Raw genomic sequence first — 14,882 nt, 5'->3', positions numbered from 1 at the left:
CCGCCCCCGGGGAGGGGCGGACGCGTGGTGGCGTAACGGTTCTTCAGGCGGTCACGGTCTCCGGGCGGCCGGCGGCGCGGACTCTGTCGGCGCGGCCGGCGAAGAGGCCGTCCAGGGCGAGGGCGCCCGGCCCGGTGAAGACCAGCAGCAGGAAGGCCCAGCAGAACATCGCCGAGGACTCCCCGCCGTTCTGCAGCGGCCAGAGCGAGGCCGGCTGGTGGACGGTGAAGTACGCGTAGGCCATCGACCCGGACGCCACGAACGCCGCCGAACGGGTGCCGAGCCCCAGCAGGACCAGCACTCCGGCGACGAGCTGGATGGCGGCGGCGTACCAGCCGGGCCAGGTGCCGGCGGCGATGGTGCCGCCGCCGTGGGCCCCGCCGAGCACGCCGAAGAGCGAGGCCGCGCCGTGACAGGCGAAGAGGAGTCCGGTGACCATCCGGAAGAGCGAGACGGCGTACGGCTGGGCGGAGTTGAGACTTCCGGTCATGGGGGGCTCCTTCGGTGGGGGACGGGTCCCGAAGTGTGTGCCGAGGCCGGCGGGCCGGGCGAGCCATAGGTTAGGTAGGCCTAAGGTGCTCGGCAAGCGCGGGTTTCGGCCATCCGGCCAGGTGTCCACGCCGCCAAACGGAACCGTAAGGGAGCCGTGGCGGGATTCCCCGGCACGACGCCCGCTCATGTCTCCCGCCTCTGCCGTGCGCGCTCACGCGCAGGTCACGCGGATCGGGATCTCGAAGTGGACCGTCCCGTACCCGCCGTGCTCGCCCGTCGCGCGGGCGTCGAAGACCTCGGTGGCCAGGCTCCGCCAGAACGCCTCCGCGCCGGGGACGTCGACGTTCGTGTGGAGGTAGACGCTCTCGTAGCCAGGGACTTCGGCGGCGAAGGCGCAGGCCGCCCGGACCATCGCGCGGGCCAGCCCGTGGCGCCGGTGCCCGGGCCGTACGTAGACCCGCAGGAGTTGCGCCGTGCGCCCGGACGGGTAGCGCTCGGCGAGGGCGCGCGGGTGCGGCGGGTGGGCGGGGCCCCGGGAGTGCAGGGCGGTGGTGCCGACCACCTCGTCGCCGAGCACCGCCACGACGAGGGTGTGCCGCGGATGGGTGAGGTAGGTGGCCCCGATGTCGACGGTGTCGGCGTGCCAGGCGGGCACGTACCCGTAGCCGAACTCCCGGTAGAAGGTGTCGAGCATGACGCTCCGGGCGCCCGGTACGTCCCGTTCCTCGGCGTGCCGCACACGGTACGGGCCGATCTCCTGTTCCTGGTTCACGACCGGCAGGCTACCCGAAAAACTCTCTATTGGAAATGAAAACGATTTCGGATAACGTCCTCCACGGCTCCTGCGGTGCAGGGGCCGCGGACGTGGTCTGAGAGGAACTTCCATGGGGCATCTGCTGGTTGTCGAGAGCTGGGTGGGGTCGATGAGCAGGCTCCTGCCCCGGGCGATCCGCGAGGGCGGACACGAGTTCACCTTCGTCACCCGGGACCTGCACCACTACCTGCGGGGCGCCGACGCGGCCGACGGACCGCACCCCCTGCTCGCCGCGCGCAACGTGCTCACCGCCGACACCAACGACCCGGCCGCGCTGCTGCCCCACCTGGAACGGCTGCACGCCGTGCTCGGCTTCGACGGGGTCGTCTCCTCCTGCGACTACTACCTCCCCGTGGTCGCCCGCACCGCCGAACGCCTCGGCCTGCCCGGCCCCGCCGCAGGCGCCGTGGAAGCCGCCTGCCGCAAGGACATGACGCGCCGCACGCTCGCCGCGGCGGGCGTGCCCGGACCCCGTTTCGCGGTCTGCGCCGACCCGGCGGAGGCGGCGGCCGCCGCCCGGGAGATCGGCTACCCGCTGGTGGTCAAGCCGGTCGACCTGTGCGCCGGGATGCTGGTGCGCGAGGTGCGCGACGAACGGGAGCTGGAGCTCGCCTGCCGGGCCCTGGCCGAGTTCCCCGTCAACGCGCGCGGGCAGGACCGTACGCCCGCCGTCCTCCTGGAAGAGCTGCTCACCGGGCCCGAGGTCAGCGTGGAGAGCGTCTCCTGGGCGGGCACCGCGCACGTGGTCGGCGTGACCGACAAGAGCGTCGGCGGGGCCCCCGCCTTCGTCGAGACCGGCCACATGTTCCCGGCGGGCAGCCCGGACGGCGGAGAGCGCGCCGCCGCCGACACGGCCGTGGCCGCGCTCACGGCGCTCGGGCTGGACCAGGTCGTCTGCCACACCGAGATCAAACTGACCCCCGACGGGCCCCGGGTCGTCGAGGTCAACCCCCGCCCCGCCGGCAACCGGATCACCGAACTGGTCCGCCACGTCACGGGCGTCGACCTGGCGGCCGCCTGCGTGGACGTCGCCCTCGGCCGTACGCCCGACCTCAGCGCGCGCGACACCGGCGTCCGCAGCGCCGCCATCGCCTTCCTGCTGCCCGGGGCCACCGGCACCCTCGCCGGGATCGACGGCGCGGACCGGGTCCGCGAGCAGCCCGAGGTGCTGGAGCTCACCCTCGCCGCACCGGGCCGCGCCGTACGCGCCGCGACCAGCAACAACGAGTACCTCGGCCACGTCATGACCGCCGACACCCGGGGCGGCGGAGCCCGCGCCACCGCCGAACGGCTCCTCGCGGAACTCCGCCCGTCCTACGAACACCCCCCGGCGGCGGAGGCCACCGCGGGCCTTCCGGCCGCCGGGACCGTGGCGGTGCCCGCGTGAATCCGCCCGCCCTGCGCGTCCCCGCCCCGCACGTGCCCGCGCCCGCCGTGCCCGCCGTGCCCGCGCCCGCCCCCGGCGGGCCCGTCGTGCGCGGTGTCGGGGAGCTCGTCCAGGTGGTGCGGGACGGGGGGTACGGAGTCGATCCCGCCCGGGTGCGGGTCGCCGTCGCCTTCACCACCGTGCAGGCCGTACGCCACGAAGGCCGCTCCGGCGGCTACCGCAACGAGGTGCTGAGCCTGCGCGTGGAGGAGGCCGTCGGGTCCTGCGCCGTGGAGCCCGGCACCCTGCCCGCCGCCGCCCTCGACGACTGCGTCGGGGCCGCCGCCGCCGAACTCCTCGACCACCCCCTGCTGCCCGTACGGATCGCCGCGCTCGACGCCTACCTGGCCCACGTACGCCCCCACACCCCCGCCCACGGCGCCCGCCCCCACCCCCTGCCCGCCGGCGGCTCCCTCAGCCGCTCCCGCGCCCGGGCCCGCGCGGTCGTCGGCCTGCTGCCAGCCACCGGGATCCGCCGGGTCCTGGTCGTCGGCGTCGTCAACTCCCTGCTGGAGCGGCTGCGCGAACGCGGCACCGGATACGTGCCGTGCGACCTCAAGGGCGGCGCCACCGAGTGGGGCGAGGACGTCCGCACCGACGCCCTCGCCGAACTGGACTCCTGCGACGCCGTCCTCGCCTCCGGCATGACCCTCGGCAACGGCACCTTCCAGCCGCTGCTCGACCACGCCGCGGCCACCGGCAAACCCCTCGTGATGTTCGCCCAGACCGGCAGCGCCGTCCTGCCCAGGTTCCTCGGCGCCGGAGTCAGCGCCGTGTCCGCCGAGCCCTACCCCTTCTTCTGGCTCGACGGCGGTCCCGGAGTCGTCCACCACTACGGAGGCCCCCGATGACCGCCGCACCCGTACTCCCCGCCCAGCGGCCGCCCGCCGCCACCGCCAACCCCGACCTGCTGCCGCTGGCCGGCGGCACCCCCGTCGCCCGGATCCGCACCGAACTCCCGTACCCACACCCCGGGTTCTGGGCCAAGCTCGAATGCCTCGGGGCCGGCGGGATGAAGGCCCGCGCCGCCCTGTCCATGCTGCGCGGAGCCCGCCGCCGCGGCGAGCTGCGCCCCGGCGCGCCCGTCGTGGAGTCCACCTCCGGGACGCTCGGCATCGGCCTGGCCTTCGCCGGCCAGGCCCTCGGGCACCCCGTGGTCCTCGTCGGCGACGCCGAACTCGAGCCCTCCATGCGCCAGTTGCTGCGCACCTACGGCGCCCGGCTGGAACTCGTGGACCGGCCCGCCCCCGAAGGAGGCTGGCAGGCGGCCCGGATCGCCCGGCTGCGCGAGGTCCTGCGGCGCACCCCCGACGCCTACTGGCCCGACCAGTACAACAACCCCGACAACGCCGCCGGCTACCTGCCGATGGCCGCCGAACTCGCCGCCCAGCTCGACCACGTGGACGTCCTGGTGTGCAGCGTCGGCACCGGCGGCCACAGCGCCGGGCTCATCGGCCCGCTGCGCCGCCGCTGGCCCCGTCTGAAGGTGATCGGCGTCGACTCCGTCGGCTCCGCCATCTTCGGCCAGCCCGCCCGCCCCCGCCTGATGCGCGGCCTCGGCAGCAGCATCCACCCGCGCAACGTCGCCCACCACGCCTTCGACGAGGTCCACTGGGTGGGCCCCGCCGAAGCCGTCGACGCCTGCCGCAGGCTGGCCCGTACCAGCTTCGTCAGCGGCGGCTGGAGCACCGGAGCCGTCGCCCTGGTCTCCGCCTGGGCCGCCCGCGTCGAGGCCGGGGCGGTGGTGGCGACGGTCTTCCCGGACGGCCCGCACCGCTACCTCTCCACCGTCTACGACGACGAGTTCTGCCACGCGCACGGCCTGGACCGGGCCGAACTGGCCCTGCGACCCCTGGAGATCCGCCACCCGCACGCCGCCGAGGCCGTCGGCTGGGCCCGCTGCCGCACCGTCGTCGACCCCGCCGCCGCCCAGGCCGCACTCGCCCGGGGAGGCGCCGCGTGAAACTCACCTGGACCACCACCACCCTCGAACTCGCCGAACCCCTGCGCATCTCCCGCTCCGTCATGTCCCGCCGGGACGCCGTCCGGATCGGCATCGAACACGGCGGCCCGCGCGGCTGGGGCGAGGCCGTCAGCAGCGCCTTCCTCGGCCTGCCCACCCCCCGGATCCTGCACCACCTCGCCGGCGTCCGCCCGGCCCTCGAACGCCTCCCCGACCCCGAGACCGCCTGGGAGGACCCCGCCGCCACCGCCTGGCCCGGGCTCCCCGCCGGCGTCCGGGCCGCCCTCGAAGCCGCCCTGCTCGACCTCGTCGGCAAACGCGCGGGCCGCCCCGCCCACGAACTGCTCGGCGCGCCGCAGGCCCCCGCCGCCGCGACCGCCCGCACCATCGGCATCGTCCCGCCCGTCCAGGCCGCCGCGCAGGCCGCCCGCCTCGCCCTCGCCGGTTTCACCGTCCTCAAGGTCAAGGCCGGATCCCCCGACCCGGCCGAGGACCTCGCCCGCGTCGAGGCCGTACGCGCCGGGGCCCCCGGGGCGAGCCTGCTCCTCGACCCCAACGGGGCCTGGAGCGAGCGCCGCGCCCTGGAACTCCTCCCGCGCTTCCACGCCCTCGGCGTGACCGCTGTCGAACAGCCCGTCGCGCCCGGCAGCCACGAAACGCTCGCCCGCGTGGCGAAGGAGTCCCCGGTCCCGGTCATCGCCGACGAGGACGCCGTCACCCACGAGGACGCCGCCGCCCTCGCCGGCCAGGTCCACGGCATCAACGTCAAACTCGCCAAGTGCGGCGGCGTACGCGCCGCCCTGCGCATCCACGAGACCCTGCGCGGCAGCGGCACCGAGCTCATGCTCGGCTGCCTCACCGCCAGCTCCCTCGGCATCGCCCCCGCCGTCCACTTCGCCGACCGGGCCCGCTGGGTGGACCTCGACGGACACCTGCTGCTCGCCGCCGACCCCTGGACGGGCATCGGCGGCGCCGACGGCACCGTACGCCCCTCCGGCCGGGCCGGCCTGGGCGTCAGACCGGCCCCCGCGGAGGCCGCCCGGTGAACACCCTGGCCTCCGTACGGAGCTTCCCGCCCGCCCTGCGCCTGCTGCTCGTCAACCAGCTCGGCGTCAACACCGGCTTCTACCTCCTCGTCCCCTACCTCGCCACCCACCTCGCCGAGGACCTCGGCCTCACGGCCGCCGCCGTCGGCATCGTCCTCGGCCTGCGCAACCTCAGCCAGCAGGGCCTCTTCCTCATCGGCGGATCCGCCGCCGACCGGCTCGGCGCCCGCGGCGTGATCATCGCCGGCTGCGCCCTGCGCACCCTGGGATTCGCCCTGTTCGCCCTCGGCGACACCCTGCCCCTGCTCGCCGCCGCGTCCATACTCAGCGGGCTCGCGGGGGCCCTCTTCAACCCCGCCGTACGGACCTACGTCGCCCACGAGGCCGGGGAGCGCAAGGCCGAGGCCTTCGCCCTGTTCAACGTCTTCGCCACCACCGGAGCCCTCCTCGGCCCGGTCCTCGGCAGCCTGCTCCTGCTCGTCGACTTCCGGGCCGCCGCCCTCACCGCCGCCGCCGTCTTCGCCCTCCTCACCCTCGCGCAGCTGGCCGCCCTGCCCGCCCACGAGGTCCCGGCCCCCGAGCGCCCGGTCCTCGCCGACTGGCGCGAAGTCGCCGGGAACCGCCGCCTGCTGGCCTTCTCCCTCGCCATGACCGGCATGTACGGCCTGGAGAGCCAGCTCTACCTGCTGCTGCCCCACGCCGCCGCCCGCGCCTCGGGCCGGGACGGCGCCATAGCCCTGCTCTTCGTCACGGGGACCGTCGCCCACCTGCTGCTCCAGCTGCGCATCACCCGCCGGCTGGCCGCCGCCCGGGGCGGCCGGGCCCGCTGGACGGCCACCGGACTCGCCCTGATGGGCGCCGGCTTCGTCCCGCCGATGCTGGTGTCCGGCTCCGCGCCGGGACCCGCCGCCCTGGCCGCCGTACTCGCCGGGGCCCTGCTGCTGCACCTCGGGCTGATGACCGCCCAGCCCTTCGTCATGGAGCTGATACCGGCCTTCGGCCGCCCCGGCCTGACCGGAACCTCCTACGGCCTCTTCTACGCCGTGTCCGGCATCGCGGCCGCCGCCGGCAGCGCGGGCGTCGGCTGGGCCATGGACGCCGCCGGGCCCACCGGCCTGACCTGGCTGCCCTACGCCTGCTGCCTCGCGCTGGGGCTGGGCTGCGCGGCCGCCGTCGTACGGCAGGGCCGCCGGGGCACCCTGCCCGCGGACCCCGCACCCCGGCCCGCGCCGACCCGAACCGGAAGCGAGACCCGATGACCCCCGGCCCCATGACCCCCGGCCCCATGACCCCCGGCCCCATGACCCCCGGCCCCATGACCCCCGACCCCATGACCCCCGACCCCATGACCCCCGACCCCATGACCCCCGATCCGACGACCCCCACCCGACGCCCCCACCCCCCGACGGCAACCTCCTCACCGACCACCCCGAGCTCTACGAGGAGCGCTTCCCCGACCCCGGCCACCTCGCGGCCCGCTGGACCGAGGACACCCTGCTGCGCCACGGCGCCGGACCCCGCGTCCTCGACGTCGGCTGCGGCACCGGCCGGGACGCGGCCTGGCTGCACCACCGGGCCGGCCGCCACGTCACCGGCATCGACACCTCCCCCGCCATGCTCGCCCACGCCGCCGCCCGCCACCCCGGCCCCCGCTACCACCTCGCCGACATGCGGGACTTCGCCCTCGCGACGGCCTTCGACGCGATCGTCTGCCTGGACAGCGCCCTGCTGTACTGCCACACCAACGACGACCTCGCCGCCTTCCTCGCCCGCTGCCGCGCCCACCTCACCCCGGGCGGGCTGCTCGTCGCCGAGATGCGCAACGGGGCGTACTTCCTCGGCGCCACCGACCTCCTCGACGGCCCCCGCACCGCCTCCTTCACCCGCGACGGCACCACCTACACCTCCCGCACCACCCTGTCCGTCGACCACGGCGCGCAGCTGCTGCGCCGCCGCAGGACCTGGACCTCCTCCGACGGCGCCCCCGCGCAGGAGCAGCACTCCGCCTGGCGGCTGCTCTTCCCGCAGGAACTGCGCTATTTCCTGACCACCGCCGGCTTCGAGGTCCTCTCCCTCCACGACCGCCCCGGCCCCCGCACCGAACCGCCCTGGCAGGAGGGCGACGCACCGCGCCCGACCGCGAGTTCCGACCGCCTGCACCTCATCGCCCGCCTCACGCACCACACCGGCAACGGAGACACCACCCCATGAACGACGCCCGCCTCCCCCTCGCCCGCAGGGGCTTCCTCGCCGCCACCGGCGCCGGAGCCCTCGCCCTCACCGCCGCCTGCGCCCCCGGCGCCACCACCCCGGACGCGAAGCGCCCCGCCGACGGCGCCCCGAAGCCCGGCGGCCGGCTGCGCGCCGCCTTCGCGGGCGGCGGCGCGGCCGAGACCCTCGACCCGCACGCCGCGAACCTGTTCGTCGACGCCGCCCGCGCCAAGGCCCTCTTCGACAAGCTCGCCGACTTCGGCGACGACCTCGCCGCCGTACCCCGGCTCGCCGAGCGGTGGGAGCCGGACGAGTCCCTCGGCACCTGGCGGGTCACCCTGCGCGAGGCCGCGTTCCACGACGGCAGGCCCGTCACCGCCGAGGACGTCCTCCACAGCTACCGCAGGATCGCCGACCCCAAGGCCGCCTTCCGCGCCAAGGCCTCCCTGGAGCCCGTCGACCTCGACGCCAGCCGCGCGATCGACGCCCGGACCGTCGAGTTCAGGCTCAAGCGGCCCTACGCCGAATTCCCCAACGTCCTCGCCGCCTTCGGCGCGTACATCGTGCCCGAGGACACCACCTCCTTCGAACGGCCCGTCGGATCCGGCCCCTTCCGCTTCGTGTCCTTCACCCCCGGCAGCTCCCTCGTCGTCCGGCGCAACGACACCTACTGGGACGGCGCCCCCCACCTGGACACCCTCGAATTCGTCATCGCCGCCGAGGAGTCGGCGCGGGTGAACGCCCTGCTCGGCGGGCAGGCCGAGTACGCCCACGAACTGAACCCGGCCACCGCCCGCACCCACGAGGGCCGCGGCCGCATCGACGTCGTCCGCCTCCCCGGCAGCGCGATGCAGGGCTTCGTGATGAAGACGGACCGCCCGCCCTTCGACGACCCCCGGGTCCGCCGCGCCTTCCTCCTCATCGCCGACCGCCGCGAACTCGTCGACGGAGCCCTCTCCGGCGCGGGCACCGTCGGCAACGACCTCTTCGGCAAAGGCTGCCAGTACTACCCCGCCGACCTCCCGCAGCGCACCCAGGACCTCGACCGGGCCCGCGCCCTGCTCAAGGAGGCCGGAGCCGAGGGCCTCAAGGTCACCCTCGACACGGCCCCCGCCGCCACCGGATTCGTCGAGGCCGCCGGGATCTTCAAGGAACAGGCCGCGAAGGCCGGCGTCACCGTCGACATCAAGGTCGGCGACAAGGACACCTACTGGAAGGACATCCTGAACGCCGGCACCTTCGCCTCCTACCGCTCCGGCGCCATGCCCATCGAGTCCCACATCTCCCAGCGCCTGCTGACCGGCTCCACCACCAACGCCACCAAATGGCAGCACAAGGACTTCGACGACCTCTACCAGCAGGCCCAGTCCACCCGCGACACCGACCGGCGCACCGCCCTCTACGCCCGCATGCAGCGCCGCCTGCACGACGAGGGCGGCTTCCTGATCTGGGGCTTCGCCGACTGGATCGTCGCCACCGCCCCCAAGGTGCGCGGGGTCTCGGCCAAGGCCCCCGCCAACACCCTGGACTGGGCCCGCTTCGACCGGGTCTGGCTCGCGTGAGCCCGCGCCCGCGCCCGCGCCCGAACCCGCGCCTGCCGTGGGCCGGCCGCCGTCTGCTCCTGGGCCTCGGGCAGACGGCGGCCGTGGTCCTGTTCGTCTTCCTGCTCACCGAGGCCCTCCCCGGCGACGCCGCCGTCGTCCTCGCCGGGGACCAGCCCGACCCGCGACGCATCGAACGGCTGCGCGACACCATGGGGCTGGACCGGCCCGCCAGCGCCCGCCTCCTCGACTGGACCACCGGAATGCTCCACGGCGACCTCGGCACCTCCCTGGTCACCGGCGGCCCCGTCACCGCCCGGCTCACCTCCGCCCTCGGGCCCACCCTGGTCCTGGCGGCCGCCACCCTCGCCCTGCTCGTACCGCTCTCCGTCGCCCTGGGCGTGCTCGCCGCCCGCCGCGAGGGCGGACCCCTCGACCGGGCCGTCAGCGCCGCCACCCTCGCCGTCCACTCCGTCCCCGAATTCGCCCTCGGCGTGCTGCTGGCCGCCCTCCTCGGACTCCGCCTCGGCTGGCTGCCCCCGACCGCCCTCGGCGCCGACCCGCTGGCCGAGCCCGCCGTGCTGGCCCTGCCGGTCCTGGTGCTGCTCGCCCGGCCGGTGTGCACCATCAGCCGCCTCGTCCGCGCCGGGATGATCGAGGCGACCGCCTCCTCCTACGCCGCCCAGGCCAGGCGCCTGGGCCTGTCCGCCTCCCGCGTCCGCTGGGCGCACGCCCTGCCCGCCGCGCTGGCCCCGGCCACCCAGCAGCTCGCCCGGACCTGCGACTGGCTGCTCAGCGGGGTGATCGTCGTCGAGGCCCTGTTCGTGGTCCCGGGCCTCGGCACCGTGCTCGTCGAGGCCGTCGCCGCCCGGGACGTGCCCGTGGTGCAGGGCATGGCGGTGGTGTTCGGGGTCGTCACCGTCCTGGTCAACCTGGCGGCCGACCTCGTCGCCCGCCGCTTCGCACCCCGCTCGGAGGCCGCCGCGTGAACCCCCCGAAGGCCCCCCTCCGACGGTACGCACCCGGCCTCGCGCTGGTCGCCGTACCGCTGCTCCTCGCCCTGCTCGGGCCCCTGTTCGCCGGGCCCCCCGGGCCCCGCTCCGTCTCCTACACCGCCGGGGGCGGGCACTGGCTCGGCACCGACTTCGCCGGCCGGGACACCTGGCGGCAGGTGCTGCTGGGCGGACGGTCCGTGGTGCTCGTCGCCCTCGCGGCCACCGCCCTGACCTACCTCCTCGCCGTCCCGCTCGGCCTCGGCGCCGCCCTCACCCGGCGCCGGTGGCTCCAGGACCTCCTGATGAGACCGCTGGACGTGCTCATCGCCGTACCGTCCCTGCTGCTGGTGCTGCTCGTCGCCGCCACCCTCACCCCCGGGCCCGCCGGACTGACCGTCCTCGTCGGGATGGCTGCCGTACCGGAAGCCGCCCGGGTCACGCACGCCGCCGCCGTGGAGATCGCCTCCCGGCCCGCCGTCGAGGCCCTGCGGATGCAGGGGGAGTCCTGGTGGCGCACCGCCGTCGGGTACGTGGCCCGCGCCATGCGCCGCACCCTCGCCGCCGACGCCGGGATCCGGCTCACCGGCGCCCTCTACCTGGTGGCCACCGCCGCCTTCCTCGGGGTCGGCGTACAGCCGGACGCCGCCGACTGGGCCGTGATGGTCGACCGCAACCGCCCCGGCATGTTCCTCCAGCCCTGGCCCGTGGCGGTGCCCGCGCTGCTCGTCGCCGCGCTCGCCACCGGCACCAACCTGCTGTTCGACGCCGCACAGCAAAACCGCGCGGCGCACCCGGAGGGAACCGCCCGATGAGCCTCGTCGCCGAAGTCCGCGCGCTGCGCGTGGAGATCGCCGGGCGCACCCTCGTCGACGGGGTGAGCCTCCAGGCCCACGCCGGACGGATCACCGCCCTCGTCGGCCCCTCCGGCAGCGGCAAGACCACCACGGGCCTCGCCCTGCTCGGCGAGTACCCGCCGGGCGCCCGGATCGAGGGCGCCGTCCGTACGGCGGGCGGCCCGGTGGGCTACGTACCCCAGCACCCGGCGTCCGCCCTCAACCCCGCCCGCCGGGCCGGAGCGCTGCTCCTCGGCCTCGCGGCCCGCCGCGCCCGCCACCGGCGCGAGGTCCGCCCGCTCGCCGAGGAGGCGCTGCTCGCGGCCAGGATCCCCGACCCCGCCGTCGTCCTGCGCCGCTTCCCCCACCAGCTGTCCGGCGGCCAGCAGCAGCGGGTCGTCCTCGCGCAGGCCCTCGTACTCGGCGCCCGCGTCGTCGTCGCCGACGAACCCACCACCGGCCTGGACCCGCTGACCAAGCAGGGCGTCGTCGAGGAGCTGGCCGCCGTCGCCGCCCGGGGCATCGCCGTCGTCCTGCTCAGCCACGACCTGGAGGTGGTGCGGCAGCTGGCCGACGAGGTCGTGGTCCTGCGCGCCGGCCGCGTCGTCGACCGGGGACCGGCGCCCGCGGTCCTCGGCCCCCGCCCCGCACAGCCGCCGCCCCCGGTCCGCCCGGCCCGACCGCCGGGGCCGGTCCGCCTGGAGGTCCGGGAGCTGACGGCCACCCACCCCGGCCCGCGCGGCCCCGTCGAGGTCCTCGGCGGTGTCGGGCTGAGCCTCGGACAGGGGGAGTGCCTGGCCCTGCTCGGCCGCTCCGGCAGCGGCAAGACCACCCTGGGCCGCTGCCTCGCCGGACTGCACGGCGCCCACGACGGCCGGATCCTGCTCGACGGGGAGCCCCTGCCGCGCTCCCTGCGCACGCGCGACCGCGCGGAACGGGCCGCCGTGCAGTACGTGTTCCAGGACGCGCGGGCCGCCTTCGACCCGTACCGGCCCGTACTGGACCAGGTCGCCCGCACCGCCGTACGGCTGCGCGGCGCCGACCCGGCCGACGCCCGCCGCGAGGCACTGCGCACCCTCTCAGGGCTGGGCCTCACCGAGGCACAGGCACTGCGCCGCCCGGACGGCCTCTCCGGCGGCGAACTCCAGCGCGCGGCCCTCGCCCGGGCCCTGCCCGCCGGGCCACGGGTGCTGGTCTGCGACGAGATCACCTCCGGACTCGACGCACGGACCCGCACCGCCCTGCTCGACGTCCTCGCGGACCTGCGGGAACGCACCGGCCTCAGCCTGGTCCTGATCACCCACGACCTGGAGGCCGCCACCGCGCTGGCCGACCGGATCGCCGTCCTGGACGCGGGCCGGACCGTCGAGGAGGGCCCCGCCCACCAGCTGCTGACCACCCCCGGGCACCCCGTCACCCGGGCCTTCCTGGACGCCTAGTGCTGTGGCCGGGAAGGTTCACCGTGTCACGGCGCCCGGCACGGCACCTCGCCGCGTTGTCGGACCACCCGAGTACGTCCCGTACAAGCGGTGGCCCTCCGCCTTGCGAGGCACCGCACCGGACACCGCGACCCGGCAAACCTTCCCGGCCACAGCACTAGCACGGCCGAAGGCCGGGCCGGAGGAATCCGGCCCGGCCTTCGGCACGGGTGGGTCAGAGCAGGAGGAGCGGAGCGGGGGAACCCGTCAGCTGCCCTCTCCGCGCTGTGCGTCCTTCTGGGCCTTCTCGGCCTGCTTCTCCTTGATCCGCACGGTCTCCTTGCGGACCTCAGCCTGGGTGGAGCGCTCCTTCTGCAGCCACTCGGGGTTCTCCTGCTTCAGGGCCTCGATCTGCTCGGTGGTGAGCGCCTCGGTGACCCCGCCGCGCGCGAGACCGGCGATGGAGACGCCCAGCTTGGCCGCGACCACCGGCCGGGGGTGCGGGCCGGTGCGCCGCAGCTCCACCAGCCACGCGGGCGGGTCGGTCTGCAGGGCGTTCAGCTCGGAGCGCGAGACGACACCCTCCTGGAACTCTGCGGGGGTGGCCTCGAGGTACACACCCAGCTTCTTCGCCGCAGTCGCGGGCTTCATCGTCTGGGTGCTCTGGTGCGACGTCATGAGGTCAAGGGTATCGAGCGTGTGCGCTACCTCCGACCACGACCGGTAACCTGGCGGGGTGACAGGCTCGGATGTAACCCCTTCGTTCAGGCTCGCCTATGTCCCGGGAGTGACGCCCACGAAGTGGGTGCGGATCTGGAACGAGCGGCTGCCCGACGTCCCGCTGACCCTCGTGGGAGTGCCCGCCGCGGAGGCGTACGGCCTGCTCCGCGGCAGCGGCGCCGACGCGGGCTTCGTACGGCTGCCCGTGGACGACGCCGATCTCAGCGCCATCCCGCTCTACACCGAGCAGACCGTCGTGGTCATCCCGAAGGACCACGTCGTGGCCGCCGTGGAAGAGGTCTCGACCGAGGACCTGGCCGACGAGATCGTCCTGCACCCCCTCGACGACGTCCTCGGCTGGGAGACCCTGCCCGGACGGCCCGCCTTCGAACGCCCCGAGACCACGGCCGACGCGATCGAGCTGGTGGCGGCCGGGATCGGCGTCCTCGCCGTCCCCCAGTCGCTGGCCCGGCTCCACCACCGCAAGGACCTCACCTACCGGCCCCTCTCGGACGGCCCCGAGTCCCGGGTGGCCCTGTCCTGGCCGGAGGAGCGCACCACCGACCTGGTGGAGGAGTTCATCGGCATCGTCCGGGGACGGACCGTGAACAGCACGCGCGGCCGCCCGCCGACCCCGCCGCAGCCCAAGACGCGGGGGCGCGCCGACGCGGGCGGCAAGGCCGGAGCGAAGTCGGGCGGCGCCAAGTCCGGGGCCAAGCCGGCCGCCGGCAAGTCGGGCGGCAAGGGCGGGCGCGCCGGATCGGCCGCCCCCAAGGCCGCCAAACGCGGCAAGCCCCGCGGCCGCCGCTAGGGCCTGTCGTCCCCCGGCGGCGGCTGGAGCTGTTCGCCGATGCTGACCAGGCGGTACGTGGGCGTGCGGCGCGGCCTGCGCCGGCTGCCGCGCCGGTCCCGGGCCTGCTGGAGGGCCACGTCGACCAGCTCGGAGACCAGCGGATTGGACCGCCGTAGCCGCAGCAGCTGATCGGAGCGCAGACCGGCGTACGTGGCGGCGGTCCCGGTGTGGACGCCCCGGGCGACGGCCTGGAGGAGCAGGCGCAGGCCCAGCCCGCTCACCTTCCCGGGTGCGGCCACCTGGTGGGCCCCGGCCAGGGCGGAGGCCGCCGTGAGGGCGGTGTCGAAGGCCGGGTCCTGGGCGCGCCACTTGGCGAGCATCGCCTCCGGGACTCCGGCGGCGGCCGCGCAGCCGGCCGGGCCCAGGCCCATCGCGGCGGCGTGGACGGCCCGGGCGCGGCGCACGTTGTTCTCGGCCTGTACGTCCGGGTGGGGGTCGAGCGCCTGGGCGAGGGCGTCCTCGGTCTCCTCGGCCGCTTCGATGCCGGCCAGTGCCGTCCTGGCCCAGTGTCTCCTGGGACCCGGCTCGTCCCGTACCCGCTCGTCCACCGGCCGTGCACCTCCCGCCGCG

Annotated in this window: 14 protein-coding genes and 1 pseudogene; 11 read left to right on the top strand and 4 right to left on the bottom strand. The window is 75.7% G+C overall.

The window, feature by feature from the left end; genetic code table 11:
* Nucleotides 1-43: 43 nt before the first annotated feature.
* Together OOK31_RS26695 and OOK31_RS26690 are read right to left on the bottom strand one after the other, a co-directional pair.
* Nucleotides 44-490 carry a DoxX family protein gene (locus OOK31_RS26695; RefSeq protein WP_267089887.1) on the bottom strand — a complete coding sequence of 149 codons (447 nt, stop codon included), beginning with the start codon at nt 488-490 and terminating at the stop codon, nt 44-46.
* Between the two features lie 213 nt (nt 491-703).
* Nucleotides 704-1,186: a GNAT family N-acetyltransferase gene (locus OOK31_RS26690; protein ID WP_267090025.1), complete on the bottom strand. Its 483-nt coding sequence runs from the start codon at nt 1,184-1,186 to the stop codon at nt 704-706.
* 190 nt (nt 1,187-1,376) lie between these two features.
* On the opposite strand from OOK31_RS26690, the gene OOK31_RS26685 reads away from it, so the two are divergent.
* The 10 genes and pseudogenes from OOK31_RS26685 to OOK31_RS26640 all read left to right on the top strand — a co-directional run bounded on the left by OOK31_RS26685 (nt 1,377) and on the right by OOK31_RS26640 (nt 12,760).
* Nucleotides 1,377-2,693: an ATP-grasp domain-containing protein gene (locus OOK31_RS26685; protein ID WP_267089886.1), complete on the top strand. Its 1,317-nt coding sequence runs from the start codon at nt 1,377-1,379 to the stop codon at nt 2,691-2,693.
* 86 nt (nt 2,694-2,779) lie between these two features.
* A complete protein-coding gene (locus OOK31_RS26680) occupies nt 2,780-3,583 on the top strand; it encodes a DUF364 domain-containing protein (RefSeq protein WP_267090024.1) in 804 nt (267 codons plus the stop codon).
* Entirely contained in the window at nt 3,580-4,695 is a 1,116-nt protein-coding gene (locus OOK31_RS26675; protein WP_267089885.1) for a PLP-dependent cysteine synthase family protein, read from the top strand. Before OOK31_RS26680 ends, OOK31_RS26675 begins: the two co-directional genes overlap by 4 nt.
* Nucleotides 4,692-5,741 carry an enolase C-terminal domain-like protein gene (locus tag OOK31_RS26670; RefSeq protein ID WP_267089884.1) on the top strand — a complete coding sequence of 350 codons (1,050 nt, stop codon included), beginning with the start codon at nt 4,692-4,694 and terminating at the stop codon, nt 5,739-5,741. The genes OOK31_RS26675 and OOK31_RS26670 overlap by 4 nt, the downstream gene beginning before the upstream one ends.
* The gene (locus OOK31_RS26665) at nt 5,738-7,000 is read left to right on the top strand and encodes an MFS transporter (protein ID WP_267089883.1); all 1,263 of its coding nucleotides are present in this window, start codon (nt 5,738-5,740) and stop codon (nt 6,998-7,000) included. Before OOK31_RS26670 ends, OOK31_RS26665 begins: the two co-directional genes overlap by 4 nt.
* A 148-nt stretch (nt 7,001-7,148) precedes the next feature.
* Nucleotides 7,149-7,952 (top strand): annotated as a pseudogene (locus OOK31_RS26660) (trans-aconitate 2-methyltransferase); the annotation flags it as partial.
* On the top strand, nt 7,949-9,514 hold the full coding sequence (locus tag OOK31_RS26655) for an ABC transporter substrate-binding protein (RefSeq protein ID WP_267089882.1): 1,566 nt from the start codon (nt 7,949-7,951) through the stop codon (nt 9,512-9,514). The pseudogene OOK31_RS26660 and the gene OOK31_RS26655, both read left to right, overlap by 4 nt.
* Complete coding sequence (locus tag OOK31_RS26650) at nt 9,511-10,482, top strand: ABC transporter permease (protein WP_267089881.1); 972 nt, start codon at nt 9,511-9,513, stop codon at nt 10,480-10,482. The genes OOK31_RS26655 and OOK31_RS26650 overlap by 4 nt, the downstream gene beginning before the upstream one ends.
* A complete protein-coding gene (locus OOK31_RS26645) occupies nt 10,479-11,300 on the top strand; it encodes an ABC transporter permease (protein WP_267089880.1) in 822 nt (273 codons plus the stop codon). Before OOK31_RS26650 ends, OOK31_RS26645 begins: the two co-directional genes overlap by 4 nt.
* Nucleotides 11,297-12,760 (top strand): ABC transporter ATP-binding protein, encoded by a 1,464-nt coding sequence (locus tag OOK31_RS26640; protein WP_267089879.1) that lies wholly within the window; start codon nt 11,297-11,299, stop codon nt 12,758-12,760. The genes OOK31_RS26645 and OOK31_RS26640 overlap by 4 nt, the downstream gene beginning before the upstream one ends.
* A gap of 246 nt (nt 12,761-13,006) precedes the next feature.
* On the opposite strand, the gene OOK31_RS26635 is transcribed toward OOK31_RS26640, so the two are convergent.
* Entirely contained in the window at nt 13,007-13,417 is a 411-nt protein-coding gene (locus OOK31_RS26635; RefSeq protein ID WP_267089878.1) for a DUF5997 family protein, read from the bottom strand.
* Nucleotides 13,418-13,475: 58 nt separating this feature from the next.
* Here OOK31_RS26635 and OOK31_RS26630 point away from each other — a divergent pair, with 58 nt between their 5' ends.
* Nucleotides 13,476-14,270, top strand: a complete 795-nt coding sequence (locus tag OOK31_RS26630; protein ID WP_267089877.1) for a LysR family substrate-binding domain-containing protein — start codon at nt 13,476-13,478, stop codon at nt 14,268-14,270.
* On the opposite strand, the gene OOK31_RS26625 is transcribed toward OOK31_RS26630, so the two are convergent.
* Entirely contained in the window at nt 14,267-14,860 is a 594-nt protein-coding gene (locus OOK31_RS26625; protein ID WP_267089876.1) for a hypothetical protein, read from the bottom strand. The genes OOK31_RS26630 and OOK31_RS26625 overlap by 4 nt on opposite strands.
* Nucleotides 14,861-14,882: the final 22 nt, after the last annotated feature.

This window comes from Streptomyces sp. NBC_00249 (genome assembly GCF_026342355.1).
GTDB lineage: Bacteria > Actinomycetota > Actinomycetes > Streptomycetales > Streptomycetaceae > Streptomyces.
Note: the sequence above shows the minus strand (reverse complement) of the source record. Positions and strands in the feature narration are given on the sequence as shown.